This window comes from Ramlibacter sp. AN1015 (genome assembly GCF_037726105.1).
Classification (GTDB): Bacteria; Pseudomonadota; Gammaproteobacteria; order Burkholderiales; family Burkholderiaceae_C; genus Ramlibacter.
In genome coordinates this window covers 15339-40151 of record NZ_JBBJUM010000021.1, presented here as the reverse complement: position 1 = coordinate 40151, position 24813 = coordinate 15339, and the positions used below count along the sequence as shown (strand labels likewise).

31 protein-coding genes are annotated in these 24813 nt (G+C 65.2%); 1 reads left to right on the top strand and 30 read right to left on the bottom strand.

Annotated elements, in window-relative coordinates; all coding sequences use genetic code 11:
* Positions 1-114: 114 nt before the first annotated feature.
* Positions 115-1059 (top strand): tyrosine-type recombinase/integrase, encoded by a 945-nt coding sequence (locus tag WG922_RS21690; protein ID WP_340285128.1) that lies wholly within the window; start codon positions 115-117, stop codon positions 1057-1059.
* A gap of 39 nt (positions 1060-1098) precedes the next feature.
* On the opposite strand, the gene WG922_RS21685 is transcribed toward WG922_RS21690, so the two are convergent.
* From WG922_RS21685 to WG922_RS21540, 30 genes are all read right to left on the bottom strand, one after another.
* Positions 1099-2253: a hypothetical protein gene (locus WG922_RS21685; protein ID WP_340285127.1), complete on the bottom strand. Its 1155-nt coding sequence runs from the start codon at positions 2251-2253 to the stop codon at positions 1099-1101.
* Entirely contained in the window at positions 2250-2495 is a 246-nt protein-coding gene (locus tag WG922_RS21680; RefSeq protein ID WP_340285126.1) for a hypothetical protein, read from the bottom strand. The genes WG922_RS21685 and WG922_RS21680 overlap by 4 nt, the downstream gene beginning before the upstream one ends.
* The gene (locus tag WG922_RS21675; protein ID WP_340285125.1) at positions 2495-2725 is read right to left on the bottom strand and encodes a hypothetical protein; all 231 of its coding nucleotides are present in this window, start codon (positions 2723-2725) and stop codon (positions 2495-2497) included. Before WG922_RS21675 ends, WG922_RS21680 begins: the two co-directional genes overlap by 1 nt.
* Positions 2726-3096: 371 nt before the next feature.
* Entirely contained in the window at positions 3097-3498 is a 402-nt protein-coding gene (locus WG922_RS21670) for a 3TM-type holin (protein WP_340285124.1), read from the bottom strand.
* Positions 3499-3564: 66 nt separating this feature from the next.
* A complete protein-coding gene (locus WG922_RS21665) occupies positions 3565-4074 on the bottom strand; it encodes a glycoside hydrolase family 108 protein (protein WP_340285123.1) in 510 nt (169 codons plus the stop codon).
* The gene (locus tag WG922_RS21660) at positions 4074-4313 is read right to left on the bottom strand and encodes a hypothetical protein (RefSeq protein WP_340285129.1); all 240 of its coding nucleotides are present in this window, start codon (positions 4311-4313) and stop codon (positions 4074-4076) included. The genes WG922_RS21665 and WG922_RS21660 overlap by 1 nt, the downstream gene beginning before the upstream one ends.
* Before the next feature lie 69 nt (positions 4314-4382).
* Positions 4383-4640: a hypothetical protein gene (locus WG922_RS21655; protein ID WP_340285122.1), complete on the bottom strand. Its 258-nt coding sequence runs from the start codon at positions 4638-4640 to the stop codon at positions 4383-4385.
* Complete coding sequence (locus WG922_RS21650) at positions 4637-5056, bottom strand: hypothetical protein (protein ID WP_340285120.1); 420 nt, start codon at positions 5054-5056, stop codon at positions 4637-4639. The genes WG922_RS21655 and WG922_RS21650 overlap by 4 nt, the downstream gene beginning before the upstream one ends.
* Positions 5057-5069: 13 nt before the next feature.
* Complete coding sequence (locus WG922_RS21645; protein ID WP_340285119.1) at positions 5070-5822, bottom strand: gp53-like domain-containing protein; 753 nt, start codon at positions 5820-5822, stop codon at positions 5070-5072.
* A 137-nt stretch (positions 5823-5959) separates the two neighbouring features.
* Positions 5960-7663, bottom strand: coding sequence for a hypothetical protein (locus WG922_RS21640; protein WP_340285118.1), 1704 nt, complete (start codon positions 7661-7663; stop codon positions 5960-5962).
* Positions 7664-7670: 7 nt separating this feature from the next.
* A complete protein-coding gene (locus WG922_RS21635) occupies positions 7671-8999 on the bottom strand; it encodes a hypothetical protein (RefSeq protein ID WP_340285117.1) in 1329 nt (442 codons plus the stop codon).
* 20 nt (positions 9000-9019) lie between these two features.
* Positions 9020-9520: a hypothetical protein gene (locus WG922_RS21630; RefSeq protein ID WP_340285116.1), complete on the bottom strand. Its 501-nt coding sequence runs from the start codon at positions 9518-9520 to the stop codon at positions 9020-9022.
* Positions 9517-10014 (bottom strand): HNH endonuclease, encoded by a 498-nt coding sequence (locus WG922_RS21625; protein ID WP_340285115.1) that lies wholly within the window; start codon positions 10012-10014, stop codon positions 9517-9519. The genes WG922_RS21630 and WG922_RS21625 overlap by 4 nt, the downstream gene beginning before the upstream one ends.
* Positions 10011-10412 (bottom strand): hypothetical protein, encoded by a 402-nt coding sequence (locus WG922_RS21620; RefSeq protein ID WP_340285114.1) that lies wholly within the window; start codon positions 10410-10412, stop codon positions 10011-10013. The genes WG922_RS21625 and WG922_RS21620 overlap by 4 nt, the downstream gene beginning before the upstream one ends.
* Positions 10409-11182, bottom strand: coding sequence for a hypothetical protein (locus tag WG922_RS21615; protein WP_340285113.1), 774 nt, complete (start codon positions 11180-11182; stop codon positions 10409-10411). Before WG922_RS21615 ends, WG922_RS21620 begins: the two co-directional genes overlap by 4 nt.
* 1 nt (position 11183) lies before the next feature.
* Complete coding sequence (locus WG922_RS21610; protein ID WP_340285112.1) at positions 11184-11591, bottom strand: hypothetical protein; 408 nt, start codon at positions 11589-11591, stop codon at positions 11184-11186.
* On the bottom strand, positions 11588-13312 hold the full coding sequence (locus WG922_RS21605; protein ID WP_340285111.1) for a phage head spike fiber domain-containing protein: 1725 nt from the start codon (positions 13310-13312) through the stop codon (positions 11588-11590). Before WG922_RS21605 ends, WG922_RS21610 begins: the two co-directional genes overlap by 4 nt.
* Entirely contained in the window at positions 13309-14742 is a 1434-nt protein-coding gene (locus tag WG922_RS21600; RefSeq protein WP_340285110.1) for a hypothetical protein, read from the bottom strand. The genes WG922_RS21605 and WG922_RS21600 overlap by 4 nt, the downstream gene beginning before the upstream one ends.
* Positions 14739-15362 (bottom strand): phage adaptor protein, encoded by a 624-nt coding sequence (locus WG922_RS21595; RefSeq protein WP_340285109.1) that lies wholly within the window; start codon positions 15360-15362, stop codon positions 14739-14741. Before WG922_RS21595 ends, WG922_RS21600 begins: the two co-directional genes overlap by 4 nt.
* A 25-nt stretch (positions 15363-15387) precedes the next feature.
* Complete coding sequence (locus WG922_RS21590; protein WP_340285108.1) at positions 15388-17022, bottom strand: right-handed parallel beta-helix repeat-containing protein; 1635 nt, start codon at positions 17020-17022, stop codon at positions 15388-15390.
* Position 17023: 1 nt separating this feature from the next.
* On the bottom strand, positions 17024-17323 hold the full coding sequence (locus tag WG922_RS21585; protein WP_340285107.1) for a hypothetical protein: 300 nt from the start codon (positions 17321-17323) through the stop codon (positions 17024-17026).
* A gap of 81 nt (positions 17324-17404) precedes the next feature.
* Positions 17405-18343, bottom strand: coding sequence for an SU10 major capsid protein (locus WG922_RS21580; protein WP_340285106.1), 939 nt, complete (start codon positions 18341-18343; stop codon positions 17405-17407).
* A gap of 4 nt (positions 18344-18347) precedes the next feature.
* Complete coding sequence (locus tag WG922_RS21575) at positions 18348-19310, bottom strand: hypothetical protein (RefSeq protein WP_340285105.1); 963 nt, start codon at positions 19308-19310, stop codon at positions 18348-18350.
* A 131-nt stretch (positions 19311-19441) separates the two neighbouring features.
* Complete coding sequence (locus WG922_RS21570) at positions 19442-19699, bottom strand: hypothetical protein (protein ID WP_340285104.1); 258 nt, start codon at positions 19697-19699, stop codon at positions 19442-19444.
* Positions 19687-19932 carry a hypothetical protein gene (locus WG922_RS21565; protein ID WP_340285103.1) on the bottom strand — a complete coding sequence of 82 codons (246 nt, stop codon included), beginning with the start codon at positions 19930-19932 and terminating at the stop codon, positions 19687-19689. The genes WG922_RS21570 and WG922_RS21565 overlap by 13 nt, the downstream gene beginning before the upstream one ends.
* 62 nt (positions 19933-19994) lie before the next feature.
* On the bottom strand, positions 19995-22088 hold the full coding sequence (locus WG922_RS21560; protein ID WP_340285102.1) for a portal protein: 2094 nt from the start codon (positions 22086-22088) through the stop codon (positions 19995-19997).
* Positions 22089-23414, bottom strand: coding sequence for a hypothetical protein (locus WG922_RS21555; RefSeq protein ID WP_340285101.1), 1326 nt, complete (start codon positions 23412-23414; stop codon positions 22089-22091).
* Complete coding sequence (locus WG922_RS21550) at positions 23407-23673, bottom strand: hypothetical protein (RefSeq protein WP_340285100.1); 267 nt, start codon at positions 23671-23673, stop codon at positions 23407-23409. Before WG922_RS21550 ends, WG922_RS21555 begins: the two co-directional genes overlap by 8 nt.
* A 91-nt stretch (positions 23674-23764) precedes the next feature.
* Entirely contained in the window at positions 23765-24196 is a 432-nt protein-coding gene (locus WG922_RS21545) for a hypothetical protein (RefSeq protein WP_340285099.1), read from the bottom strand.
* Positions 24197-24436, bottom strand: a complete 240-nt coding sequence (locus WG922_RS21540; RefSeq protein WP_340285098.1) for a hypothetical protein — start codon at positions 24434-24436, stop codon at positions 24197-24199.
* Between the last annotated feature and the right edge of the window lie 377 nt (positions 24437-24813).

Below are 24813 nucleotides of genomic sequence, written 5' to 3'. Positions count from 1 at the left end.
GCTAGCTAGGGAAACAGCGACGTACTGGCGGAGCCCGCCACCGTAGGATTACTCTTGTAGGATTGCTGAGTGCGGGAATCTCCCCGCACCGATCCCGCACAGGAATCCCGCACAGTGGCCTACATCAGGAAGTACCGCGACGGCTGGAGAGCCGAAGTCCAAAGACACGGAATGCGCGCCAGCCATTACGCCGCGACCAAGCGCGAGGCTCAAGCATGGGCATTGAAGAAGGAGGGGGAGTTTGACGGGATGAAGGCATCCAAGGGGATGACCTTCGCCCAAGCGGTCGCCAAGTACCTGGGCACCGTCAGCCGGGACAAGGCCGAGGGGGCTACAGCTTGGGAGGAGCGGCGGTTTGCCGAGATGGCGGCGTTCTTCGGGGAAGAAGCCAGGCTGTCTGAGATCGACAGCGCGAGGATTGGAGAATGGCGAGACGACCGGCTGCGCGAAGTCAGCGCATCCACCGTGCTGCGCCTGCGCAACCTGCTGCGCAACCTGTTCCAGATCGCGGTGGACGAGTGGAAGGTGATTCCCGCGAACCCCTTCGTCGGCGTGCGCTTCCCGGAGCACAACCCGCCCCGCAGCCGCGTTTGGACTTGGCAGCTAATCAAGCGGGTGCTGCGCGCCCCGGGGTTGACCGAGCGGGAGGCGGAGAGCGTCAGGGCGTTTCACATCTCACTGCACACGGGGATGCGGCAGCGAGAGATCGTGTCGGCCAAGGTGTCCGGCCGGGTGGCGGTGCTGCAGCGCGACAAGGGCAGCGGGAAGGCGTCGGCGCCGGTAAAGGTGCCACTTGCTCGCAAAGGGGCCAAGCTGTTCGCCCAATACCCGCCATTCACGATGACCGCCGACCACATCAGCCCGATCTTTTCCGCGCTGACGGACAAGCTGCTGATCGACGGGCTGACGTTCCACGATGCCCGGGCGTCGGCCCTCACATGGCTGTCCAGGCGCTACGACGTGATGACCCTAGCCAGAATCAGCCGCCACAAGAACCTGAAAATCCTGATGGACACCTATTACCGCGAGACGGCCGAGCAGATCGCCGCGCGCCTCTAGCGGAGAATACGGCTCCGATCTCCGCAGAAGGTGCGGAGCTTAGGCCAGCATCTCCGGCACCACCGTATTGCGCGCCACCTCGCCGTGCAGCGAATGGTAGGTAATCGCGCGCACCTGGCGCTCGGCCATCCAGCCTCCCCGCGCCGCGTAGGCGTCCCGCGCTGCCAGCGTCGGATGCTGCACCACCGTCACCCCGGAGTGCTCCTTTTCCTCGACGTGGTGGCGGTGCCCGGTGTGGATGTAGCGCTTTTCGGTCGCGCCCCACACCTGCGGGAACTGCGCGGCAAACAGCATCGGCAGCCCGTCGTTCTTCTTGAGGTGCCCGTGATGGAAGCCGAGCATCGTCTTGCCGTGGCGGTGCACGTAGTAGGGCAATTCGGAGTCGATCACCTCCACGCGCGGCTCGTTCTCGAAAAGCGCCCGGAACATCACCCGCAGCCAGATGGATGACGCCATGTCGTGGTTGCCCTCGGCCATCAGCACGATCACCCGCTCATGCTTTGCAAGCGCCAGCGCGATGACGCGCCGCAGCACCCGCACCGCCACGCTCACTACCTTGGAAAAGCGCCCGTCCTGATCGAGCACATGATGGCTCGTCGGCGTGACTGGCACCAGCCCATCACTGTGCAGGAAGTCCCCGAGCTGCGCCACGATGCCGGTGTGTGCGGCAGGCGATGCGTTCACCATCTGATCGAAGCAGCCCACAAGGGTGCGCTCTGCGATCTCCAGATCCCAGTCGTGCCCGCCCTCGCGGTGCCAGCACAGCGCGCCTACGTGGCTGTCGGTGAGGGTGTAGAGCGTTGCCAGGTGCTCCTGCGTCACCGGGGCGCGGGTGGGCTTGACGCGGGGCAAGTCCTCGGCCATCGCCTCGAAGGCGTCGCGCAGCATCTGCTCGCGCTGGGCGGCGTCGGCGGTGCTCTTGACCCATTGCCCGCGCGCCTTGCCTTCCTCGTCGTAGTAGGTGGACACGCCCTTGACGGTGAAGCCGGCCGGCACGGGCTTGCGCATGTCGTGCTCGGGCGAATATCCCTGCTGCGCGGCGCGCAGCTTGAGCGTCTCCATCGCCTTGTCCACCACCCTGCGCCCTACTCCGAGCGCCTGCGCGGCCTTGTTGTTGCTGCCGTACTTCTCGACGGCTTCGAGGTATTCCAGTTGCCGGGGGGTGGCGTAGCTGGCGAGTTGGGTGTCGATCATGCCTTGGCCCCCTTGAGGAACACCTTGCGTCGGATCATCCCGGCCGGTATCTGGTCACGCGGGGCGATCTTTTCGGGCGACCATGCCGAGGTGATGATTACCCCCTCGTCGGTGTCCGACAGCAGAAAGCCCACCTGCACGAACATCTTGGCTTCGTACTTGATCGGCTCGTTGTCCACCCACGTTCCTAGGTCGCGCAGGGTGGCGTCCTCCCACTCGATCAGCACCAGCGGCGGCGTCATCACAGGCGGCAGCCCTCGGAGCCTTCGCGCTTGCCCATCTCGTAGGCTTGCAGAGCAAATGCCTTCACCCGCGCCTCAAGGGCTTGTGCTTCTGCGCGGTTGAAGACAACGCATCCTTCTGCGCAGCCATCCTTCACCGCCGCTTGCAGGGCATCTCCCGTCAGATATGGGTCTTGAGCGACCGCGACCGAGCACGCCGCGAGAGCCGCAGCAACGAGGTATTTGCGCATGGGAAGCCTCCTAGACGGAGAGTGGGGGAAAGCTTAAAATTTCAGCAGTGGCGAATGCGCAGGCTGATGCGCACGGTTGAACGGCGCCGATGGATGGCCGTAGCGCGTGATTCGCTCCGTCGCGCAGAGTCCATGCAAGCCGGAGATCAGCACCGGCCGCCACTCCCTACATCGCAGGAGAAGACAGATGGATTCGACCCCGCCCACCATCCCGAGCGATTGGCTAAAGCCAGGGGCAATCGTTCCCGTCACGCCTGACACCGTGCAGAGGTTGCTGGCCGTCGTCCGGGCCGCCAGCCTGCCGCGCGATCATCAGTCGGAGCTGCGGGCGTTGTTCGACGCGCTCCCAGCGCCGGGCAGGCTTGGCAAATCTACTTCGTCGCGCCCTTAGCCTTCTCATAGGTGCGCAGCGTCCCCAGGCCAAGCATGCCGCCCAGGACATACATCAGCACCTCGGCGTCGATGGCAGGCGGCGCGGGCCAGCCCTTGGCGGCAGCGATCCAGGTGAACACGGGCTGTCCGATGGTTGCCCACAGGAAGCCGGCGCCGCAGCTCCAGCCGATGAAGGGGCGCCAGCCGGCCACGAACAGGTGCGGGCTCGCCGCCTCCTTGGCGTTCACTTCCAGTTGCGCGAGCACCTTGCGAAGCTCCTGCTCCTGCAGCATCTGCAGCATCTGAGCTTCGGCGCGCGCCTTCTCGGCGGGGTCGGGAAACCAGCGATCGAGCAGCGATTTGCCCACTTCGAGGATGGGCGCGAGGATCAGCGGATTCATAGAAGCCTCCATTTGCACTGCGCGGGGACATGCCCGGCAGCGCCACACAAGCAGCAGTAGCGCATCTCAGTTGTCCTCGGCGGCCAGCAGCAGGTTCTCGGCGCCGCGCCGGGTCCAGCCGCGCCCGTAGATGTCGAACGTGGTCAGTTGCGCCCAGAACTTGAGCCGGTAGGCAACGAAGCGCAGCAGCACGTCGTTGTGGTCCATGCGCTCCAGCCCTCGCTGCGAGATCGGCCCCCACACGCCGTCATCGGCCACGTTTACCGCGCGCTGCAGCATGCGGATGGCATTGCCCTTGCCGTGGTTCACCGCCGCATCGAATAGCTGGAACTTCACGGCAGGGTGCGCCTTGCCGATCACCTCCCAGAAGTCCTCGCGGTAGATTTCCTTGGCCTGCTCCAGCGTCAGGCCCTCGATATCCAGATGCGGGTAGCTCGCGGCGCTGATGCCGTACTTGGTGCCCTTGAGCACGCCCCTATCGACCTTGCCCCCCGTCCAGTTGCCGGGGTCTTTGCGGTCCATCGAGAGAGCGCCCTCGTGGCCGATCAGGCGGGCGAAAGCCTTGTCGAAGTCCATCAGTCGCTCAGCCCCGCTTTTTGCATCTCCAGCTCCAGGTGCTTGCGCTTGAAGTAGAAGTTCAGCGCGAGATTGAGCGCGGCGCCGGCCACCGCGACGAGCAGGCCGCCCACGATGCCGGCGATCTGCCACTGAACGAGGGTCAGGCCGAGGAACTCGGGTTGTACTGCTGACACGATTGCTACTCCTGTGCCACTGAGGGATGTGACGGCGGCGGCGTCTGCGATTCGCTGGGGCATTTGCTGGGCTTTCATAAGCAGGCGTTCCGACAGGAAGTGGAGTCAGATTCGCGGGGTTGGGAAAGGGAACTAGGCGCGCCAGGCGTGCAGCCACGCAGCCCACACGGAGCCGAACGCGAGTTCGCGCAGCGCCTGCGTCTGGCAGTGCTTTTGCTGCCAAAAGAAAAGAGCGTCGATGAAGCGGTGCGTCCAGCCCCACCACCTGTGCTCGCGCGCATGCCACGCCTCGCCCGAGAGCGTGTTGCGGATCGAGCCGCCCAGCAGCATGTTCAACAGGCAATCGAGCGCCAGCAGCACCAGCAGCGCGCCAAGCCAGGCGCGCCTCATGCCTCGATCCCCGCAGCGGTGGTGAACAGGGCGTCGAGCGCGGCGTCATCGAGCCCGAGCGCCGCGCCCATCGCGGCCACCGTGGGAGACTGGCGCCGGAACTCCTGCGCCTCGGTCCAGGCCAGGCGCGTGACCGCATCGGCCCCTGCCATCAGCGTCTCGACCGAGGCGAGCAGGCCCGCAGCGTGCAGGGCGGCCTTGGCCTGGAACTTGGAGACGACCTGGGGCACGCTGGAGACGACAGGCGCAGCGGCCAGCGCGGGGGCGCCGTTGGCGTCGGGCTCGATCTGCTGGCCCTGGGCCTGGCCCGCCATCAGCGCGGCGTAGGCTTGGGCGGACACTTCCACCGCATCGGCGGGGATGGCCTTGTGGATGTCGCGGCTGTAGAAGCCTCGGGTAGATGCGGAGTAGAGCATTCGGGAGCCTCCTTCAATAGCCGATGGCGATGTAGCGGCCAGAGTCGGCCACGGTGGTGCCGTCGGTGGTGCGGATGACGCGCGGGAAGAATGAGCTTTGAGTGAACGACTGCACGATCAGCACCGAGATCGGCCCGCCCGAGGCGTGCACGGTTCCGGTGAGCGCCAGGTTGGAGGTCGGGAAGGTGATCGGAAGCGTCACGGAGGTGCCGCCCGTGAAGGCGCCCCACTGCACGATCAGCCCCGAGGGAAGACGCTGGTAGCCGGCCGTTGTCAGGCTGGAGGTCCAGTCGGAGGACAGCAGCTTGGCAAAGCTCACCGAGCCGTCCGCAGGAACGCCAGGCGCCAGCGCCGCGCGTTGATATGCCGTCACCCGCCAGCCCGAGGCGAAGGGAACGGCGATGCAGGTGTCCCCCGCCGCCGTGGTGATGTTTGCGCCGCCCGGCAGAACAAGCGAGGAGGAATTGGTGAGCGTGAGCGCCGCCGAAAAGCGCAGGAACCTCGGCCCCTGGTAGTCGGTGCCGAAGCTCGTGATGGTGGTGGTGCCGGTGATGTTGACGTAGAAGCTGTTTTGCAGCCCGATGTCGGTGGTGGATGCCGAGGCGAGGGTCGATTCGGTGCTGTACTGCTTGCCGTCGCGCAGGTAGGCCACGAAGGAGGCCAGGGCGCGCATGTGGTCGTCAATGACCGTGGGGGAGTCGGAGCCGCTAGGGCTGTTGCTGCCGATGGTTTGGGATAGCTCGGCCACAGTGGACGGAACGGGCATTGCGCCTCCTTGAAATGAAAAAGCCCGCTCGGTGGCGGGCTGGTGCTAAATTGCGGGGATGACCTACGAAGACTGGCTTTGGGCCAAGTTGATCCTTGTCGTGATCGGCGCTGCGGTGTACGGCTTCTGGCGCGGCATCACTGGGCGATCAGGACAGGGACGCTCCGACTAACGGAGTTCGCCAGCAGGCCCGGGCCCTGCTGCTGCATCGGCGCGAGCAAACCGCGCTGGGCGGCGTTGGAGAACATGATGCTGCGCGCCAGTGGAGGCGCCGCGTATGGCATCGCGCCCGCCAGCATGCCCACAGGGCCGGCGACACCCAGCCCACCGCTACCCATGAGCAGCGAGGCCATAGCCCGCAGGTTGTGAACGTCGGGGCTTCCCACTTGCTCGGGCAGCTTCGCCACAGTCGGGAACGCCGCGCCGAACCGCCCGACCTTCTCCATCCCGCCGCTCAGGGGCTTGCCCTTTTGGAACAACTTTCCGAACACCCGCGCATCGATGCTTCCGGTCGCCTCGTTCAGCGCCCGCTCCACCGTGTAGGTCTGCGCAATGCGCTTGCGCGCCTCCCGCAGCGCCGGCAGAAGCTCGCCCACATTCAGGGACTGCGCGTACTTCTCCAGCGTGTCCTCGATCTGATTTGACAGGGCCTCGGCCGCCTTGGCTTTTGTCAGGTGCTCCGGGTTGGCCGATGCGTTGTACGACTTGAACCACGATTGCGCATCGTTGCGAGCCTGCTTGAGTTCTTCGACCAACTGCCGCGGCTTGATGGCCGCTTGGGCGGGCTGGTTCATCAGCGGCTGCGCGCGCTGCGCGGGAACAGCGGGCAGATCTGCGATGGCCTGGTACGCCTTGCCGGCGTCCTTGCGGATGGCGTCCAGCGTGGCAAGGTTGATCGGGGCATCGTCTGCCAGCCCGAGGGACTTGCGAATCAGGCTCTGCGTGACATCCTGGTTCTTGGCCGACGCGAGTTGCTGCGTTGCCATCTTCCCCGATGTCGATTCGAGCATCCGATTGACGAAGGTAGGCTTCACCGTGGCGGGCGGAATCGTGTAGCCCGCCTCAATAGCTTCGCGCGCCGAGTCCACCAACTGCGAGTTCGGCATGGCCGGCTTGCCGTGCAGCGCAGATCCAATCTTTTCGGCGCTCGCGCCAACCACCTTTCCGGCAACGGGGATGGCTGCGCCGAGGACGGCACCCGTTTTTGCCGACTCTGGGTCGATGAGCCCAGCAGATGCGCCCCCGAAAGTGGCCCCGCCTGCCGCCCGCAGCGCCAGCCCGCCCGCGCCGGTAGCGCCCCCCACGGACATGCCGCCCGTGCGGATCGATTCGAGCAAGGCCGGCGCCCTGGAAAAGCCCGGAATTGCTGCCAGCCCTTTGGCAAGACCAGCCCCCACTCCGCTGGTGCCGGCAATCTCCGCGCCGATCTTGCCACCCTGGAAAGCGAGCGCATCCGGGTTGGCGCCCATCTGCGTCAAGCCGGCATCCATCCCGCTGCGAATCTCCTGGCCGCGCGGCAGATCCGCAAGGCCAGCGGTCGCCGTGGGTCGCATGGCCTCGGGCGTTGCCGACATAACAGCATCGCCAAGGCCGCGAGCGGCATCCACGAGCGTGGCGCCGATGCTCCCCGCACCCCTGAGTGCACCAAGGGCGGCCTGCGCCGGAACGGAGTTCAGCGCCTCGCTCTTGAGCATTTGCCCGAAGCTCGGCGCGGACGGCTCCGCCTTCTCGGAGGCAAGGGTTTGGGAGATCATGGCTTGAGCCTGCTCCGGCGTGGTGCCCTCTGGCACCTCGAAACGGGCAATGCGCCCGTCGGGCATCTGGAAGCGTGCTACTGGCATTGCGCCCTCACTCGAAGCCAAGGAAGCGGACGCCGGGAACGGCTGGGGCGCCAGCGGGCGCGACAGGCACGACTTTCGGGCTGGCGGGCAGCGGCAGCGGCTTGTAGAACTTCGCCAACCCCGCAGACTGCGAGCCTTCGAGGTTGCCCAGCATTGCCTCGTGCTGGCCGTACACGAAGCGCGCGGAGCGGTCGGAGGCTTGTGCGAGCTGCTTGATTTCAGCAACCGTCAAGTCTTCGATGTTGCCGGACATGGCTTTCTCGGCCAGCGCGCCCTCGGACTCGGTGATGGCGCCCTCGCCGCGCATCTGCTTTCGGCCCTGGAGCGTCATCTCTGCCAAGCCGCGGATGGTCTGGCGCGTCTTGGCGATGCGCTCGGCATCGTCCTTGCCGCCGATGCCCAGCACCTGGCCTACCTGCGCGAGTTTCAGGCGAACGCCTGCGCCGGGGCCGGCGATGAGCTTGCCGCTGTCGGCGGCGGCGATGATCCGCGTTGCTGCGTCGATCTGCTGGGCTGCGCCGTTGGCCGCAGTCATCGAGTCGCGCAACATGGGGCCGACCTGTGCGGCCACGCCCTCGCCCATCTTGTTTTCAATGCGAAGCTGCGTTGCGCCGGCCTTGGCGATGCCCTGCTTGGCGCCGATCAGCGGCGAGTTCGGTTTGAAGCCTCCCGCACCGTCGCTCAGCACCAGATCGTTGAACGGGTTGCCAGTCTTCGGCACGGACCCCACGGGCTGCCCCGTGAACGGGTTGAGCCCGGCCACCGCTCCGCCCGTATCCGCGAAGTGCAGCTTGTCCAGGCGCACAAGGTCCGCGTAGTTGCCGCTTTGGTTGAACTTCTGCACCGAATCCGGGGTGAAGTCCTTGGCGTCCAGCTTGTTGATGAGCGGCTCGGGCTTGAACTTCTGCTGCAGATCCAGCGCCCGCAGCGGGTCGATCTGCGACACGCGCGAGAGGAACCCCTGCACGTCCAGCCCGCCGGGCTTGCCCGGCATCACGGGCGTTTGCAGCTCGGGCGGCAGAGAGCCGTTGAGCATGCCCATACCCGGCAGCGCCTGCGTGGTCGAAGCCTTGGCGGCGTCGCGGATGGCCGCTTCGCGCGCCGCCTGCTCCTGCGCCTGCGTCATTTGCATGCGCCCCTGCTGCAGTTGCAGATCGAACAGCTCGTTGCGCTTGGCAAGCTGCGCCTGCTCGGTGATGCGGTCGTTGGCGCCCTGATAGCCCGACAGTCCACCCAGCAGCCCGCGTCCGATGGAGTTGACAGGCCCACCGCGACCCGCGCCGGCTGCGTAGTGCGCAACCCCGGAGAGCAGCCCCTGCCCTGCCGGCGTGTTCATGAATTCCAGTAGACCCTGCATCAGTAGCCCCCAAGGAGAGATTGCCGCCTCTTGCGGCGTTGTTCTTCTGCGGCCTGCTCCTGCGCTGCCGCTTCATTCATCTGCGCGGACAGTTGCGGAAGCGTCGAGGCTTGCACCTGTTGCGCGGGCATCGGCCCGCCCACAATCGGCTGCTCCTGCTGGCTGAGCAATCCAGACTGCTGGGCAAGCTGCGCATAGGGAGCCGCCTTGTCTGCCAGCCCCTTGGCTGAGCCGAGCAGGCCCTCGCCCGTGAAGCCGGTTGCGTACTGCTCCAGGCCCGGCACCACCGAGCCCATCGCCACCTCACCGCCTGCCACCGGCCCCATCAGGCCCGCCGAGGCCCCGGGAGCCGCCGTGGCGCCTCCAAGCAGGCCCGGGGCAAGATAACCCCCGGCTGCGCCCATGCCGGCGCCCAGGAGGGCTCCTTGCAGCGGCTTCTTGCTGGTGAGCGCGCCGAGCCCGCCGCCCAGCAGTGCGGGGATCAGGAAGGCGGGGATCATGCGGGCACCTCAAGAGACACGTGTCGCCAAGTCCGCCCGGCGCTCACGTCATAAATCAGGTGTTGCGCCAGCCCTAGTTGCTCTGCAACGGCGGAGCGAGGAACGCCGGACGCCAGAAGTAGCTTGATCTGCAAGGCCTTCTCCTTGGTGAGCTTGGCTTTGTGGTGGCCCTCGCCGAAGTGCGGACGCCGCCAGGTTTTCGGCCCTCCTCCGTAGCGACCCTTCGCCATCTTGTCGGCCATGTTGTCCTTCGGAGTGCCGAGAAAAAGGTGTTCAATGTTGATGCAGCGAGGGTTGTCGCACGTGTGGCAGACGAGCATCCCGGTTGGAATCGGGCCTCGTGCAGCGATCCACATTGCCCGGTGCGCCCCCATGGTCCGCCCTTTGACCTTCGTCTTTCCGTAACCGCCCCTATTCACCGTCAACATCCACTCCCGGCATCCGCTCTCCGTGGCGCACGACGAGCCGATCAGGCGAGATAGCAAATCGATCACTTGCCTCCTCCAGCCGTCACACCCGCGCGCTCTGCGTTGCTGCCCATCGGGCCGATTCCGCCGTCACCGAAGCTCGGGATGTAGGGCGCGGGCTCCGCTGCGGGCGCCTTGGATGCGGCTTCTTGCTGCTGCTGCTGAGCCTGGAACTGCGCGAACGCATCGCCTTGCGGCAGGGGCGGCGGCAGGAACAGCGCCGGGCGCGGCGTGTAGGGGTTCATCTGCTCCAGTTGGCCCATCGAGGCGCCACCGCGCAGGGCGTGCAGCATCTGCATCTGCTGCAGCCCGCCCGTGAGCGCGGGGCGGTTGGTGGGCGTTTGCGCGATGCCGCCCTGCGTGGACCACACCGAGCTAGGCGCGCTGATGCCAGCGGCGACCGTGGGGATGCTGCTGCCGCTCATTTGCCGCCCCCGGTCTGCGTGGTGGTGCTGCTCGACCCGTAGGGCTGGCTCTGGAACACGCCCGACATCGCGGCGAGCTGCTGATACGGAAGCTGCTGCGCGCTCTGGAATTGCCCGTAGTTGAAATCGAGCCCCTGCTGCTGCTGGTCCTGCATCATCTGGCCGGCGCGCATCAGGTTATTGGCGTCCTGATAGCTCTGGTTGCCGTAGTTCAGCGCCTGGCCCGAGGCGTTCAGGCGGTTGCCGGCCCAGTTCTGATACATCGCATCGTTGCGCCCCGCGCCGGCCTCGGCAAGCTGCGCCTGCTGGCCCCAGGCGTTGCCGTACATGGTAGAGGCCACGTCCGCCATCTGCTTGCCAGCGGCTTCCGCGATGCCCGAATTGCCGAAGGAGCCCGAGCGCACTGCAGCGCCTTGCGCGTTCGCCAGCACGTTGCCCTGCGCCTTGTTCACCGCCGCATCGAGGTACGGATTGCCCTGCTGCGCATACGGGTTAACCGTCGCGCCTTGCGGGCCGGAGCCGAGCATCTGCTGCAGGCTCGACGCGCCCGCCTTCATGGTCGGATCGCCGTTGAGGGCTCGGTCCTGCACCATGCCGATGCCCAGGTTCTGCGTGGTGTTCAGGTCCGCAAAGCGCTGTCCGCCGTAGGGCGTGAAACCCTGGTTGGACAGGTTGATCGCCTTGTTCGTGTATGCCGACGCAAGGGGTTTGAGTTCGTCGGGAATGCTCGTCGTCGTGGTTGAAGAACCACCGCCACCGCCACCAGCCATATCAGACCTCCACTTCTTGGATCGTGTAGACGGGCTTGAACCCGCACTTCATTGAATAAAGCCGCGCCTGTGCAGGCTTGGCGGCGCAGCGAATGCGCGAGCACCCGTGCGTGACAGCAAGGTTTTTCAACTCGGAAAAGAACCGCTCGAAGTGCCCGTGCGGGGCAACCAAGTCGGTCACGAACAGCACCCGCATGTTGGGCAACTGGTCCACGCGCACCACGCCCCAGCCCACCGCCTGCCCTTCGCAGTCCATGCGAATGAGGGTGCGCTCGCCGCGCGCGAGGATCATCTTGAGCTGCGGTCCTTCGATCTCGCCGCCAGAGGCATCGCAGGCACGGGCCAGGCACGAAGCACCCTCTGCCCATGCCCGGTCGATGTGGGTAGAGGGGACTGCGACGAGCTTCATAGGCGAGCCAGCATCGTGGAGCCCCACAGATTGCCCCCGGCAATGTTGGTCTGCGCGTTCCAGCAGAACGTCCCCCGGATGTTGGGAAACTCGGCCTTGATCGCGTCGTATTCGCGCGTGCATTCGGCAAGCGTCAGCCCGTTGGCGTAGTTGGCCGACAGGCCCACCATCACCTTGGTTGCATCGCCCCCAGCCACCTCGTTGACCCAGGCGCGGGTGCGAGACTGCACGAAGCCGGCCTGCCTGAATCCGTCCCAGTCGTAGTACTGCGGCGCCACCACATCGAGCACGCCAGCCTCGAACATGGCCTTGCACATCGCGCGGTCGTGCGCCGCGTTGGGCTCGGCCGGGCTGGAGATGATGAAGTTGTTGCCGTACAGCTCCTTGAGGCGCCCGGCAATCCAGATCATCTCGGTAATCGAGGGCGAGATGCCCGCTTCGTAGTTGTTGAAGTCGATGCCGTCGATGGTGCCGAAGTAGGCATACATGTCCTGAATCGAGGCGATCAGGTTCTGGCTCTTGGCGCGCGTGTCGTAGTTGTAGCCCGCGTCCTTTCCGCCGATGGTCAGAATCGCGAGCTGTCCGCGCCCGCGCACGGTGGCGATCTGCGCCGCGCTCACGTTGCCGGTGTCGTAGAACTTGTACGTCCCGTCGCCGTAGTTGTTCAGCCGCCAGCCCACCGAAGCCGGGTTCGGGTGGTTCGGCTTGGCGTGGAAGATGTAGACCACATCAAAGTCGGTGGAGACGCTGGTGATCGCGGGCGTTGTGCCCTGATAGGTCTCGAAGTAGCAGGCCAGTACCTTGGAGGGCAGCGTGCCGGAAGGCGCGGGAGCAGGAGCGGGAGCCGGTGCGGGCGATTCGGTGGCCGAGCCCTCGGTCTTCGCGTAGGTGCCCGGCGAGGTGCCCGTGTTGAGCATCGCGCCCCAGATGCGAACGGTGCCCGTGCAGTCGGCCTCGCCCGCGCCGTCCGCGCCCACTGCGCCGATCATCAGAGCCGCCGTCGTGGTGCCCGTTTGCGTCCAGCTCACCGACTGCCGCACCAGCCCGGAGGTCAGCGCCACCTTCGTGGAGGCGCCAGTGTTCCAGGCGTCGGTGTTGTTGGTGGTCAGGCGGATGTTGGCGGCCGAACCGGAGGTTCCCTGCTGCACGTAGGCAGACAGGCAGTAGTCCTGCCCGATGGTCAGGCCGGTGACGTTCTGGCGCACCCACTGACTGGTGCTCAGGTTGGTGGTGAGCTGATCGACGGTCGCGGCGCCGTTCGGGTCGTTCGAGACGTTGGCCGAGATGATCGGGGTCATCCCGACCGACCACGCGCTGTTGTCGAACGCCTCGGACCACAGCAGGAGGTTGTCTGCCGGCGCTGGCGCAGGGCTCGGGGATGGCGAAGGAGAGGGAGAGGGCGAAGGGCTCGGCGCGGGAGGCGCGGCCACTGCAACCACCGCCTGGCGCTCCTCGACCCACGTTCCGGGCGTTCCGCCATCGACGCAGGTCCAGCCCTTGACGATGTAGCCCGTGCCGGGGTCGGTCACGATGAAGGCCGGAGCGGAGTTGCGCACGAAGTCGCCCTGCGCCCAGGTGCCCGTCGTGGGAGCCTCGGTGTAGGCGTTGGCGGTGCCCGAGACCTTGCCCTGGCTCATCAGGTTCATCAGCCGCGAGATTTCCCGCAGCTCACGGCTGAGGGCCGGGCTCTCCGATGCCAGCGAGGTGCTGCGTGCCTTCATCGCAGACTCACCTCTTTGGCCTGGATGCGCGCAGCCGTCACCCGCACAGCCCCGGTAAACGCGATCCGGGCGCGGTGCCAGCGGGCCGAGCGCAGCACGTCGAACTTGCCATCATTCATCACCCCGGCGGCGTCCTCGGTGAACGCCTCGCCCGAATTCATCGCATAGGAGGTGGTGCAGGTGGCCGAGGCCGGCGCCCGGGCGAAGCGCAGGCGGATCTGCTTGAGCAGGCTCACCGCATCGTCATCGCCCACGTCGCAGGGCGTCATGGATGACGAAACGCTCTCGCCGTTGAGAAGCTGCAACTGGTGCGAGGTGTTGAACGCCGAGAGGGCCTGGCCGCCCGACATCCAGTATTGCGAGTCGAAGGCGACGCTCGGCAACGTGTCGATGGTGCCGGTGAGCGTATCGATGGTCACGCCGGGCGAGGTGTAGTTCAGCGCCGCCTGAATGGACAGCGTTGCGCGCCCCCACTTCTTGGCAAGGACGTGATACACCAGAGCCTCATTGCACGTCTGCGAGCCCACCGAGGGGAAGAACACCCACACCCGGTTGTTCTGGCGGTCGAAAACGGCCTTCGTGCGGTAGCGGTATTGCGGATCGGAATTGTTGTAGAACCACTGCCGCACCGAGTTGTCGCCGATGGGGGTCGGGGATTCGCCGTTGAAGATGTAGAAGTTGTCCTCCCCCACGAGGAAGTGCGCCCCGCCGATCTCGCACAGCGCCTCCTTGCCCACACAGCCGGCATCGCCCCCGGGAACTTGCACCCAGTCCCACACGGCGGGTGAGCCCACGTACTGGCCCCGGTAGATGCTGCGCGCCTTGTAGGCAATGGCGTACTCGCCCAGGCGCGCTCCTGCGGTGATCGCCCCGGCAGATGCCACCAGACGGCCCGAGGTGGCCTGCGTGGCGACAGAAACGGTCCAATCTGTGTCGTCGTAGGCTGCGCAGCAGTGCCAGCCGTCCTGTTTTACTTCGCCGTCGTTGACGTTCAGCGCCATGACGAACGCGCCCACCGAGAAGATGATTTCTGCCGTGGGGGCGCTGGCGATGTCGGCAAACGCTCCCGACTCCGAGCGCTGGATGGTGTCGCCGTTGCAGGCCAATGCTGCATTGCCGAACTGCGCGAACATCCAGCGCGTGTCCGAGCCCCCGGTATACGAGCCAGAGCGGCTGACGTTGGCCCAGGCGCCCGAGGTGAGTTCGTACAGGTCGGAGGCGGTGCCGGCAAAGACGCGGCGCGTGCCCGACAGGCTGGAGGTCACAGCAGCGCCAAGGCACTCGGAGTCCAGCGCGGGTGTGGCCGCAGGCGTGAACGCGCTCGGAGCGCCCTCCATCCCGCTGATGTACGGGATCAGGTTCATGCAGTCGGCCAGCACGCCAGGAGTGGCTCGGTCGGCATCGGGCATGAAGCCCAGCAAAGGCGTCATCGCGCCCTCACTTGCAGCGGGCCGCTGCCGTAGCGGTCGCGCATGTCGGTGTTGGCGATGTCCGAGAGGGCGTCAGCGAATGCCGCCTCGTGGAAGGCGATGCCCGGCTCGTCGCGCAGGTAGATGCACGCTTGCACCAGAGCGCCGTGCAGGTAGGCCGAGGGGTGCGAGGTGAGCAGCCAGTTGGTGCTGTTGGCGCTGCTGATGGACGGGATCTTCTCGTACAGAACGCCCGTCACAGTGCCCGAGCCGTCGAAGTGGAATCTGTCGCCCTGCCATGCGAAGTAGCCGGGAACGCCCTCGGTGCCGCGCATCTTGATGAAGTCGAAGGACTGCGATTTCAGGGGAGATCGCTCGTAGCCGACGATCCACAGCGACTTCACGCCAACGGTGTCCGAGGGCGCCGTGATGGAGCCAGAAGCGATCTCTGTCTCGCTCAGGGTCACTTCCATTGCCCGCACGCGCAGGGCGCGGTTCATGCGCTCCTCGGCCAGCGAGATGAAGCTCGGGATCACGTCTGCGAGGTCGGAGCGATGCAGCCACAGGCTCACGCCGGAGGACAGGCTCGCGAAGTCCGTCATCGGCACCGAGCCGCCTGCTGGTAGGAGAATGGTTGGCATGATTTCCTAGAGGTTCTTGCCGCGATCAGTGCCGGCGCTTGGCCCGCACGAAAATGCTGCCCTCGCCTAGCGTCACGGCGCTGCCGGTCGGGTTGTGGAACCGCACCTGGACCGCTCCGCTCTCGCTCACGCAGGCATACAGGTGGACCGCCTGCAGATCGAGGCTGAAAGAGACATCGACCACATCACCTAGCGCAGCCGATGCAACGGGCACCGAGGTCGAGACGACAGCGCCGGGCGCTATCTCGCCTGGTGCGAAGTTGACGGTGTTGAACCCGCCCGCGCCACCTGATGCCGTGGCGTTCCCCTCGACCAGCGTGTACTGACCGAACTCACCCCCGTACACAGCGCCCGCCCCGTTGAGGGTATTGCCCGTGATGATCGAGCCGCCGCCGAGCGGATGGGTTTCGTGGACGGCCAGTAGGGCAGTGGTGAAGGTGTTGTTCGCAACAATGGCCGGTCCTCGGTAGACCGTCACCCCGCCGTCCAGATAGTTGTTGGTGAACCTGCAGCGCTCGCCGTCGATCCGCACCGCGTCCTGCCTGTCGGTGCCGGTCATCAGGTTGCCGTTGATCGTCCAGTTCGGCCCGCGCACGTTGATGCGGATGCCCGAAGGCCCGGGGCCTACGAACAGGTTGTCAGCCACCACCACGTTGTCCGTGCCAGGCGCCGACGTGATGCCATAGGGCACCTCCTCGCCGAAGGTGTTGCCGTGGATCAGGATGTTCGTGCTGACGTTGGCATTGCCTAGCGCGACTGCATAGGCTTCGTCCACGCGCATGCCGTAGACGAAGTTGCAGCCTCGGATGGTGATGTCGCCCGTCGAATCGGTGCGGATCGCGTTATGGGTCCAGTCGCTGAAGTTGACGTTCTCGAACCATGCGTAAGCAAGCCCGAACGTGTCGAAGACATACGAGCCATTGCGAATAGCCATGTCCCGCACGGTGAGGTAGCGGCAGTTGCCGCCCGTGGCCTTGACGTAGAACACGGGGAACATATTGGCCGGGGTGCCCCAGTCGGCCACGCCCGTGATGTCGGTGGCGAACATGCCATCGCCCGACAGCATCAGGTTCAGGCCCGTATCCACGGATGCATCGGCCAGAACCACCGTCTGGTCGAATTGATAGGCGCCAGCCGGGAAGTAGATGTTCACGAAGAACTGGTCCCGATACGTGCCGTAATCCTTCATGCGGGCCGCGCGCCAGTAATCGACGCAAGCCTGCACGGCGGCGCGGATGGTGGCAGCATCTCCCGCGACGAGGCTGCGGCTGGTGATCCGTGCGCGGGTGGGCTCTGGAATCCAGCCCAGCACGTTGACCCGCCGCATGCGCAGCTCGTCCTGCACGCTGTTCGAGGCTGCCGCACCGCTCGGGGTGAAGTCGTTGGCAGCGTCGGCATCTTCCGGGTCGAACAGCACCACATCGCTGCGCGTCTCTGAGACGAACCCGCCGGAAGATATGGTGATGTCGTAGCGACCGTTTGCCGCATAGAAGGAGTACTTGCCAGAGGTGCCGGTCTGGATGACGTTGGAGGCGAGCGCGCCGCTGCCGTTGCGGCTGTACAGGGTGGCAGGAGCGCCGTCTGCGGTGGTGACGGTGATGGTGGCGCCCGATGCGGCGCGGCCATCCGAGCGCAGAACTACGTCTTGGAACTTCTGCACCTCAGAAGACCCCGCCCTTGACCTTGAACTTGGAGTAGTCCGCGATGCAGCGGTCCAGCAGAGAGTCGTCCGCGACCACCTCCTCCATCGTGATGCCGAACTGCTGGCCCCACTGCGCCACTGCGGCGAGCGGGATCGATGCCATGCAGTCGCCCAGCACGTCCGAGCGCACCGCGTGGTCACGAAGGCGGCGCACCCTGTCGAGGTTGCCGTCCACGTTCACGCGCTCACCGATGATGGTCTTGTCGTCCTCCTGATGGAAAAACGTGACGCTGTTGTGGCTGTAGTCCAGTGCTTTCATTCGCTGACCCTTTTCGTTTCCCGCGCGCAGGTGGAAATGAAAAAGGCCCCCGAAGGGGCCTCTCGTTGGCTGACCTGTCGCTTAGCTCAGGTCGCGGACGGCGCCGCATGCCTTCTCGTTCATCACCTTGAGCGTCCACTCGGTGTTGATCAGGAAGTTCTCCGAGTCGCCGGTCTTGGCGAGCTTGGTGTCCTTCATGGGACGCAGCACGGCGAGCTTGACGAAGCCGGGGTTGACCACGAACACCTCGCGCGAGCGCATGTGACGGGCGTTGACGGCCTTTACGCGGCCGAACGGGCCGATGTAGACCTCAAGCGTTGCCGTCAGGGTCTTGTCCTCGGCCTTGTCGAAGCGGGTCTGGCCGGCCAGGAAGCCATCGAAGGTGCCGCGCTGCGCCGAGGGAATCAGCGCATAGAGGTTGTCCATCGGTGCGCCGTTGTCGAACATCAGCTTGAGCACGTCCTTCATCAGGTTCTCGCTGAAGGCGCGGGTAGTGCCATCGGTCGGCGCCACGTTCGTCAGCGGGTTGGCGTTGGTCGCGCCGCTGTAGCTGGTGTTGGTGGCGATGAAGCCAAGCAGGCCACGAGCCTGGGGCGCCGTGCCGGAAGCTGCGGCGATGGAGGTGGTGTTCTGCAGGACGCCGAACTCGACATCCTTTTTCAGCTCCACCATCTTCTTGGACACCTGGTAGTCGTATTCCGACGCGTCACCGGCCTTCTCGACGGCCTCCTGAGTGCCGGTCACGCCGCCGACCTTCTCAGAGATCTGAGTGCGGTTGGAGTAGCGCGACACGTCAGCCGGGGCGGCCAGCGCGGAGGCGTTGCCTTGCTCGACCTTGTTAGAGGCGCCGGCAGCGAAGCTGTCGGTCAGCCACTCCTCGTTCGGGCCGTCCGCCTTGGTCTTGCCGATCAGGGCGAGCGTGGGCGTCTCGGAGACGGAGACGTTCCAGATTTTGCCCATGAGCTGCTCACGGACGCGCGACGAGTTGAACGTCGCATGGGTGTTGGCGATCTGTGCCATGGTTTCACTTTCTTGTGGCGGCGAGCAGGGCTGCGAACTCGTTGGTCGAGAACGTGCGGCGGCTCTGTGCCGCCTTGATCACCTGCTCTTGTTTCGAGGGACGGGGCGCACTCGTGGCCGGCTTCGCCTTGGGCGGCAGCGCCTTCACCTTGTTGTGCACCTCGGGTTTTTTGGCCTGCAGTGCGTCCCACTGCGCGGCCTTCCACAGGACCGTAAAGTGCCGCTTGTCGGCAACATTCGCCAGCTCCCCTTGGGTGTAGCCCTCTTTCACCCCTTGCTCGCCCAGTTGCTTGAGGGTCGCGTCCCCGAAGTTCGGGATCACGCGCCGCAGGTGCTCGACCGCCTCGCGGGTGGCCTGAGCAAACGACTGCTGTCGCATCTGTTCGAGCGTCTGGCGCTTGACGGCGACGCGCTTTTCAGCCTCGCCGTACTGGTCCTTGAGCAGCATGTAATCCGCGAACAGCTCCGAGTGGCGCTGCGGGTCTTGGGCGCGGATGGCGTGCCAATCGAGCTGCTGGTACTGCTGCACCTGCGCGCGAAGGTTCTCCAGTGCGCCCAATTCCGGCGCGAACGCCTGGATGTCCTGGTACTGCTGCTGTAATTGTTGGGCCGCCGCCTTGCGTTCTTCGGCTAGGGTCTGCGTCTTCTGACGGTAATCAGAATCACGCATGTAGCCGTTTTTCAGTTCCGAGACGGGAACCTCGAACGCCTCGCCGTTGGCCGTCTCCCACTTGATCACCGCGTCGTCGGTCGGGCCTTCCGGTTGTCCGTCCTGTTCGTCGGCTGCTTCCTCCTGCTGCTCGGCGTCCTGTTCGGGCGCTTCGCCATCAGAGTCGGCTTGCGGTTCGGCATCGACTTCTGCAGTTTGGTCCTCCTCGGGGCCGGAGTCCTCGACAAGAGGTTGTTCCGGCTGGTCCGCGCTGGACAGCATGGCTGCGAAGTTTTCGGTCGAGAGAGCGTCAGACATTGCTTGTCTTTCTGAAAGCCGCCAGGTGTGCGCCCAAAGAAAAAGGGGCCTCCGAAGAAGCCCCTTGTGTGGGTTGTGCCTAACTGGTCAGCCGCGCGGTAAAAGCCGCCGCGCGCCGGGTTAAAGAATCGTTATTCGGTCGAGCCGTCAGACCACAGGCAGCCGAGCGGGCCGGGAGCCACGATCACGCCGCTGTAGTTGCGCTCCACTACGCGCTCGGCGGGCTCCTCTGGATGCGTCACCCGCACCAGCACCACGCCTTGGGCCAGCTTGCGGGCCTCGTTGGCAGCGATGTACTCGAGCAGAGGCAGCGCCTTGCCAGCCACCGACTCCACCGCGAGCGGCTGCAGGTTTATCGCTGCGTCGTCTGCTTTCTTCACGCGGCCCATGAGCGCACCCTTTCCTTGATCCGTGCCAACTGGCTTTGCGCCTGGCGTTCGGCTTCGATCTCGACGCGGGCGATGCGCTCGCCTTGCAGCGCAGCGGCGAACCAGCCCTCGAACTGCTGGCGGGCCTTGTCCATGTAGGCGAGCATCTCGCGCTCCTTCGCAGCCGCCATTGGCAAATCGAACATCTGATCGCGAATGGCGTCCTTCACCGCCACAAGTGCCTGCTGCACCATCTCGTCGTCCAGGATTCGGCGGGCGTGCTCACCGCGCCGGATGTCTTTGGCTTGGCTGTCTGTCATAGGGTCGGGTTCGGGTTCTGCAGCTCGTTCGCCAGGCTGTTGATAGCCTGCGCGGCCACCTGTACGTCCTGCATAGAAAAGCCCGGCGCCTGGGCGCTCTGGTCAAGCGTCGAGCCGTTGGTCATGTTCGGCCCGCCCTGCCCCCCAGCGAGGAACGCAGCGGCCAGTTCGAGCAGCTTCTCGCGTTCGCGCGATGCCAGCTCGGCCGCCTTCATCCGCTCCTCGTGTGCGCGGTCCTTGTCGGCCTCGGTCGTCTCGTGGTTCTTCTCGGCCTGGAACTTCTGCACGTCGGCCTGCGCCTTGATCTGGTCGGGCGAGGGCTGCGGCGGCTGGGGGTTCTTGCTCGGATCGGTGATGAGCTTCTCCTCTGCGCCGCGCAGTTTGCCGTTCTTGGCAACGAGCCGGAGGAACTCATAGACGTTCTCGGGCTTCACGACGCCGAAGGGGACCGCCTGCGCCATGAACTGGCCGAACTGCTGCAGCATCATCAGCGTCTCTGTCTTGTCGCCGTTGCCCACGCCCACAGCCACCACGCAGTCCATGTCCGGGTTCCAGCCCTGCGGGTTGAACTGCACCCACTGGTTGCGAAGGCGCACCGTCGATGCCATGTCCTGATACTTGGTGATCAGGCGCAGCGTGAGGCGAAAAAGGTCGCGAATGCCGGTCTCCGCCATGATGCGCAGCGTCATCTGCTGGCGCTTGTCGGCCGCGTTCATGATCTTCTGCACGCCCGTGGCCGTCTTGTTCAGGCTGTCGGAGTCCAGGCCCTGGTTGTAGCGGGTGATCCCCAGGCGCGTCTCGCGCATGTTGTCCGCGTACTGGATGCCCTCCAGCGCATCGCGGCTCACCGCCACTTCCATGAGCGGCTGGATGGCGTTGGCCGCAGGCCCATTGCCGCGCACCACGCCGCCGATGCGAGTCGTCAGCAGGTCATCGAGGTTCACCGACGCCTGCATGTTGACGTAGGTGCGCGGATTGTTGGCGCGGTAGAGGCTGTCGAGGTACTGGCGGGTCAGCGCCGTTTTAATGTCCTGGATCTCCGATGCCGGGTCGGCGTAGCCCATGCCGATGACGCGGTGCGGTATCGGAATCGGCGTGATGATGCAGTAGTCCTGCCATTCCGCCTCCTCGTTCTCCAGAACCTGGTCTCCAGCGGCAAGCACCCGCCGAAGTTCGGCAATCCCGTCACCGTCGTAGTCGCAGCGCACGAAGCCTCGAAAGAGCGTGACCTCCTCCATCGCCGGGTCTGCGCTGCCGTCGTTCTCGCGCACGATGCCCGATGTGTCGTCTCGCAGCACCTCAATCTGCCCATCAAACTGGTGCGCATCGAAGCTCGCCACATCGGTGGGATGGCCCATCTCGGCCAGGTCCGAGCGCGTATAGGTAACGAACTCGCCCACGATGCGCGCGGCCTCGGTGGACTTGGCGCCCCGGCTGATGATGAAGTTCTCCGGGCGCACGTTCTCCACCCGCACGCAGCCGGGCTGCTTCTTGCGCATGGTGATGTCGTGCAGCATCGGGATCTGCACCTGCCCGCCCAGCATGATTTGCTCGGCCTCGTTCAGAGGCGGCATGCCGGGGACCGGGTAGGCTTTGTGCTCGGTGATCTCGATGGCTGGGTCCTGGGCGATCTGAATGAGCTGCTCGTCGCTCAGGCCGACATACTCGCCCTTTTTGGGCGGCTCGTCGCGCCACTCGGCACGCACCACCCCCACCTTGCTGATGAGGGCGTCCTTGAGCCAGGTCGTGAAGATCATGAAGCCCGGGTTGGCGTCCTTGATCAGGTAGTTCACGTAATCCGTGGCCTGCTCGCAATACGCCTCATCGTCCTGAGTGCGCGGTTGGAACTCGCCAATGCGGTCGCCGCCGAAAAACGGCTCGATGAAGCTCGGCATGGCCGATTCGACAATCTCGAAGACATCCCAGGACAGCACCTGAGAGCGTCCGGCCACCTCGTTGCCCATCGGCAGGCCCAGGTAGTAGCGCAGGTTGCGCTCCTGCTCCTCGCGGATGTTGCTGTCCGACCATGCGGCAGCCTGGCTCACCTCCTGGTGCAGCAGCACGCGCAATTGGTCGTCGGACATTTTCATTTAGATGATCCCCATATCCGGGTAGGTGAGCTTCTGGCTGCCCCAGTCCCCGTTGTTCATCTGCCCCTCGCACATTGCGAGATAGCGGAAGGCATCGGCGCCGTGTGAGGCGTCGTCATGGACAGGCTGTGTGTAGGCGCCCGTCTTCCCGTTGACGCCGTACTTGTAGGTCTGCAGGGCCTCGATCAGGCCCTCGGTCTTGCGGTCATCGAAGTAGGCGCGCGAGAACACCATGCGGGCTAGCTTGATGCCCTCGTCAACATCGGTCCTTGGCAGCACGATCACGTTGCGCCCCATCGCCTCCATCACTTCCTTGGTGCTCTTGCCCGTCAGGAAGTGCTTGCTCGCGCCGTCGTGCGGGATGAAGTCTGTGCCGTAGTTGTACGGCTTGGCGTTCATCGCGCGGATGTAGTAGTCCAGCGGCTTGCGGTTGTCTTGCAGGTAGTCGATGACCCGCAGCACACCGTCCGGGCCGCGCTGCACAAAGATCACGCTCATGTAGTCGGCGAAGCCGAGATCCCACACGGTGTGCGTCTTGAGCATCGGGTCGTGAGGCACCGGCCTGATGCGCCCGTCGTCGCGCACCTGGCGCATCTCGTCCTTGTAGACCGCGCTAGGCACGTCATACACGTCCCAGCGCCCCTCCAGCAGCATCTGCCGCTCAGCATCGGGCAACTGCAGCAGCCGCTCGCGGTAGCCGGTGCCTTCGAGGTGCCGGTTGTCCGAGAGGAACGACGGGATGAAGCGTCGCTTGAAGATGCGCCCTTCCACATCGAGCTGCACCAACGAGGCTTGCCCGCCCTTGGTGATGCCAAAGCGCTGCATGATCCACTTCGGCCCGGGGTTGCAGGTCGCCCGCATGTAGCACGACAGGCTCTTGTCCGGCGAGCGCAGGCGCGATGTCAGGTACTCATAGACAAACGCTGTCGGGAAGTGCCCAAGCTCGTCAATCCCGATCCACTGGAACTCCTGCCCCTGGTACTGGTACACATCGGGGTCGCGCTCGCAGAAGCCGAAAATCATCTTGGCGCCGCTGGAGAACTCCCACGCCTTGTCGGCCTCCTTGAACGATGCGCCGGGGTCCACTGCGGGGTAGATCACCCGCGTCCTGTCGATCAGTTCGCGCAACTGCGGGAACGAGCGGCGTATCAGCAGCGCCCGGTAGCGCGGGTTCTTCCAGCCGTCGAAGGCCGCACCCAGCGCGTCGATCACGATGGCGTCGGACTTGCCCCCGCCCGCAGCGCCGCCGAACAGCACCTCGTCCTCGGTGGCCGACAGGAACTCGCTTTGCTTGTCTGTGGGCTGCCACAGGATCGGCTCAGACATTCTTGCCCGGCACCAGAACCAACCCACCCGACACCGCCACCGTTGCCTTGCTCTCAGTGGGGATCAGTTTGGCGTAGAGGTTGTAGAACGGCGTCGGATTCTCTGCGGCCCACATCGCCATGTGCTCAACGCCCCCGAGCTGCTCAAACACCGACAGCACGTTGTCCTTGACCGTGGCGCTTAGCTTGTTCGGTGTGCCAGGCTTCCTACCGCCAGTTTTGACGCGGCGCGGCTTATCTACTTTTTCTACTTTAGACATGAACTGCGATTCCTCTTGGGGTTGATCGCCTCGGGTCAGAGTGACTGGTCACTCTTGTATGCCCTGGGGTCTGCCAGGTCAGTTCGGCCAGCTACAGAACCTGCTTGACCGAGATGGCGGAAATCGTGCAACTCAGCCCGCCTGAGCCGTAGATGTAGAAGTTGCCGTCGCCGGACGGGCCAGCGAGGAGGCGGAACGTCTTGACGCCGTTGCCGGACCCCACCGTGTGCGTGGTCCCTCGCAACGAGACGACGACCGTGCCGGCCGTGTAGTTGCTGATCGTCAGCGACACTTCGAGGTTGACGCCGGAATCGGTTCCTGCAACGGTTCTATAGAACCCGCTATCGCTTGTCCCGCTATAGCTGCCGTCGCCGTTGTTCGTCCAGCCCGCCTGCACAGTCCAGGAGGCGGGCGACGTATTCAGCTCATCGCCAAGCGTCGGCCCTGCTGCAGCCGAGACAAGCCGGTTCACCGCCATCGCCAAGGCCGAGCGCATCGCCGGCTGCAGCGCCGAACGCATCATTTACTGGTCCGCCTGCACCGTGGGCGTGCCCGATCCCACCGCAACGAACTGATACTGCGCACCCGCCACCGGGTTGGAGACGATGAAGGCGTTGTTGCCCGTGATCTCGCCCACCCGCACCCAGCCCGCGCCCGAGGTGTTCCTGCGCTCCAGAGATGCGGTCCCCGCCGAGCACTGCACGATGAAGTCGCCGGCTGCCGGCGTGAAAGCCGTGTTCAAAGATGAGGTGAGCGTTGCCATGAGCGTTTTCCTGCGTGAAAGCCGCTCACTGCGGCCATTGGTTGATTCGTTCTGAGCCGCCCGCCCGCATTGCCCCTGGAGATGGGGCCGCGTCGTGTCTGCGTCGGCATCAGGTGCAGCCCATGTCGTCAGGGTGTGACTGCGTGCCCTGCGCCGCGCGCCCTCTCCTGCCTCAAGCCTGACGGCTCGTGTGCTGGCAACTGCTGGGGCGCCCTGGTCGGCGTGTATAGGTGGGGCTTGTCACCCCGAGATCCCCGACCCCAGGCCGCGTTACCTGGGCAAGCCGTAAATCCGGCTGAGAAGGTGCGCATCAGCGCGAAGGCGTCTCGACCCTCGCAAGCGTCCCGGGTAAATAAGGCTGGCAGATACGCCCTCGT

What these genes read in the sequence shown, in the direction of transcription:
- WG922_RS21685 (WP_340285127.1), bottom strand. Translation starts at nt 2,253, where the DNA reads ATGATCGACACCCAACTCGCCAGCTACGCCACCCCCCGGCAACTGGAA.
- WG922_RS21680 (WP_340285126.1), bottom strand. Translation starts at nt 2,495, where the DNA reads ATGACGCCGCCGCTGGTGCTGATCGAGTGGGAGGACGCCACCCTGCGC.
- WG922_RS21675 (WP_340285125.1), bottom strand. Translation starts at nt 2,725, where the DNA reads ATGCGCAAATACCTCGTTGCTGCGGCTCTCGCGGCGTGCTCGGTCGCG.
- WG922_RS21670 (WP_340285124.1), bottom strand. Translation starts at nt 3,498, where the DNA reads ATGAATCCGCTGATCCTCGCGCCCATCCTCGAAGTGGGCAAATCGCTG.
- WG922_RS21665 (WP_340285123.1), bottom strand. Translation starts at nt 4,074, where the DNA reads ATGGACTTCGACAAGGCTTTCGCCCGCCTGATCGGCCACGAGGGCGCT.
- WG922_RS21660 (WP_340285129.1), bottom strand. Translation starts at nt 4,313, where the DNA reads ATGCCCCAGCGAATCGCAGACGCCGCCGCCGTCACATCCCTCAGTGGC.
- WG922_RS21655 (WP_340285122.1), bottom strand. Translation starts at nt 4,640, where the DNA reads ATGAGGCGCGCCTGGCTTGGCGCGCTGCTGGTGCTGCTGGCGCTCGAT.
- WG922_RS21650 (WP_340285120.1), bottom strand. Translation starts at nt 5,056, where the DNA reads ATGCTCTACTCCGCATCTACCCGAGGCTTCTACAGCCGCGACATCCAC.
- WG922_RS21645 (WP_340285119.1), bottom strand. Translation starts at nt 5,822, where the DNA reads ATGCCCGTTCCGTCCACTGTGGCCGAGCTATCCCAAACCATCGGCAGC.
- WG922_RS21640 (WP_340285118.1), bottom strand. Translation starts at nt 7,663, where the DNA reads ATGCCAGTAGCACGCTTCCAGATGCCCGACGGGCGCATTGCCCGTTTC.
- WG922_RS21635 (WP_340285117.1), bottom strand. Translation starts at nt 8,999, where the DNA reads ATGAACACGCCGGCAGGGCAGGGGCTGCTCTCCGGGGTTGCGCACTAC.
- WG922_RS21630 (WP_340285116.1), bottom strand. Translation starts at nt 9,520, where the DNA reads ATGATCCCCGCCTTCCTGATCCCCGCACTGCTGGGCGGCGGGCTCGGC.
- WG922_RS21620 (WP_340285114.1), bottom strand. Translation starts at nt 10,412, where the DNA reads ATGAGCGGCAGCAGCATCCCCACGGTCGCCGCTGGCATCAGCGCGCCT.
- WG922_RS21615 (WP_340285113.1), bottom strand. Translation starts at nt 11,182, where the DNA reads ATGGCTGGTGGCGGTGGCGGTGGTTCTTCAACCACGACGACGAGCATT.
- WG922_RS21610 (WP_340285112.1), bottom strand. Translation starts at nt 11,591, where the DNA reads ATGAAGCTCGTCGCAGTCCCCTCTACCCACATCGACCGGGCATGGGCA.
- WG922_RS21605 (WP_340285111.1), bottom strand. Translation starts at nt 13,312, where the DNA reads ATGAAGGCACGCAGCACCTCGCTGGCATCGGAGAGCCCGGCCCTCAGC.
- WG922_RS21600 (WP_340285110.1), bottom strand. Translation starts at nt 14,742, where the DNA reads ATGACGCCTTTGCTGGGCTTCATGCCCGATGCCGACCGAGCCACTCCT.
- WG922_RS21595 (WP_340285109.1), bottom strand. Translation starts at nt 15,362, where the DNA reads ATGCCAACCATTCTCCTACCAGCAGGCGGCTCGGTGCCGATGACGGAC.
- WG922_RS21585 (WP_340285107.1), bottom strand. Translation starts at nt 17,323, where the DNA reads ATGAAAGCACTGGACTACAGCCACAACAGCGTCACGTTTTTCCATCAG.
- WG922_RS21580 (WP_340285106.1), bottom strand. Translation starts at nt 18,343, where the DNA reads ATGGCACAGATCGCCAACACCCATGCGACGTTCAACTCGTCGCGCGTC.
- WG922_RS21575 (WP_340285105.1), bottom strand. Translation starts at nt 19,310, where the DNA reads ATGTCTGACGCTCTCTCGACCGAAAACTTCGCAGCCATGCTGTCCAGC.
- WG922_RS21570 (WP_340285104.1), bottom strand. Translation starts at nt 19,699, where the DNA reads ATGGGCCGCGTGAAGAAAGCAGACGACGCAGCGATAAACCTGCAGCCG.
- WG922_RS21565 (WP_340285103.1), bottom strand. Translation starts at nt 19,932, where the DNA reads ATGGTGCAGCAGGCACTTGTGGCGGTGAAGGACGCCATTCGCGATCAG.
- WG922_RS21560 (WP_340285102.1), bottom strand. Translation starts at nt 22,088, where the DNA reads ATGAAAATGTCCGACGACCAATTGCGCGTGCTGCTGCACCAGGAGGTG.
- WG922_RS21555 (WP_340285101.1), bottom strand. Translation starts at nt 23,414, where the DNA reads ATGTCTGAGCCGATCCTGTGGCAGCCCACAGACAAGCAAAGCGAGTTC.
- WG922_RS21550 (WP_340285100.1), bottom strand. Translation starts at nt 23,673, where the DNA reads ATGTCTAAAGTAGAAAAAGTAGATAAGCCGCGCCGCGTCAAAACTGGC.
- WG922_RS21545 (WP_340285099.1), bottom strand. Translation starts at nt 24,196, where the DNA reads ATGATGCGTTCGGCGCTGCAGCCGGCGATGCGCTCGGCCTTGGCGATG.
- WG922_RS21540 (WP_340285098.1), bottom strand. Translation starts at nt 24,436, where the DNA reads ATGGCAACGCTCACCTCATCTTTGAACACGGCTTTCACGCCGGCAGCC.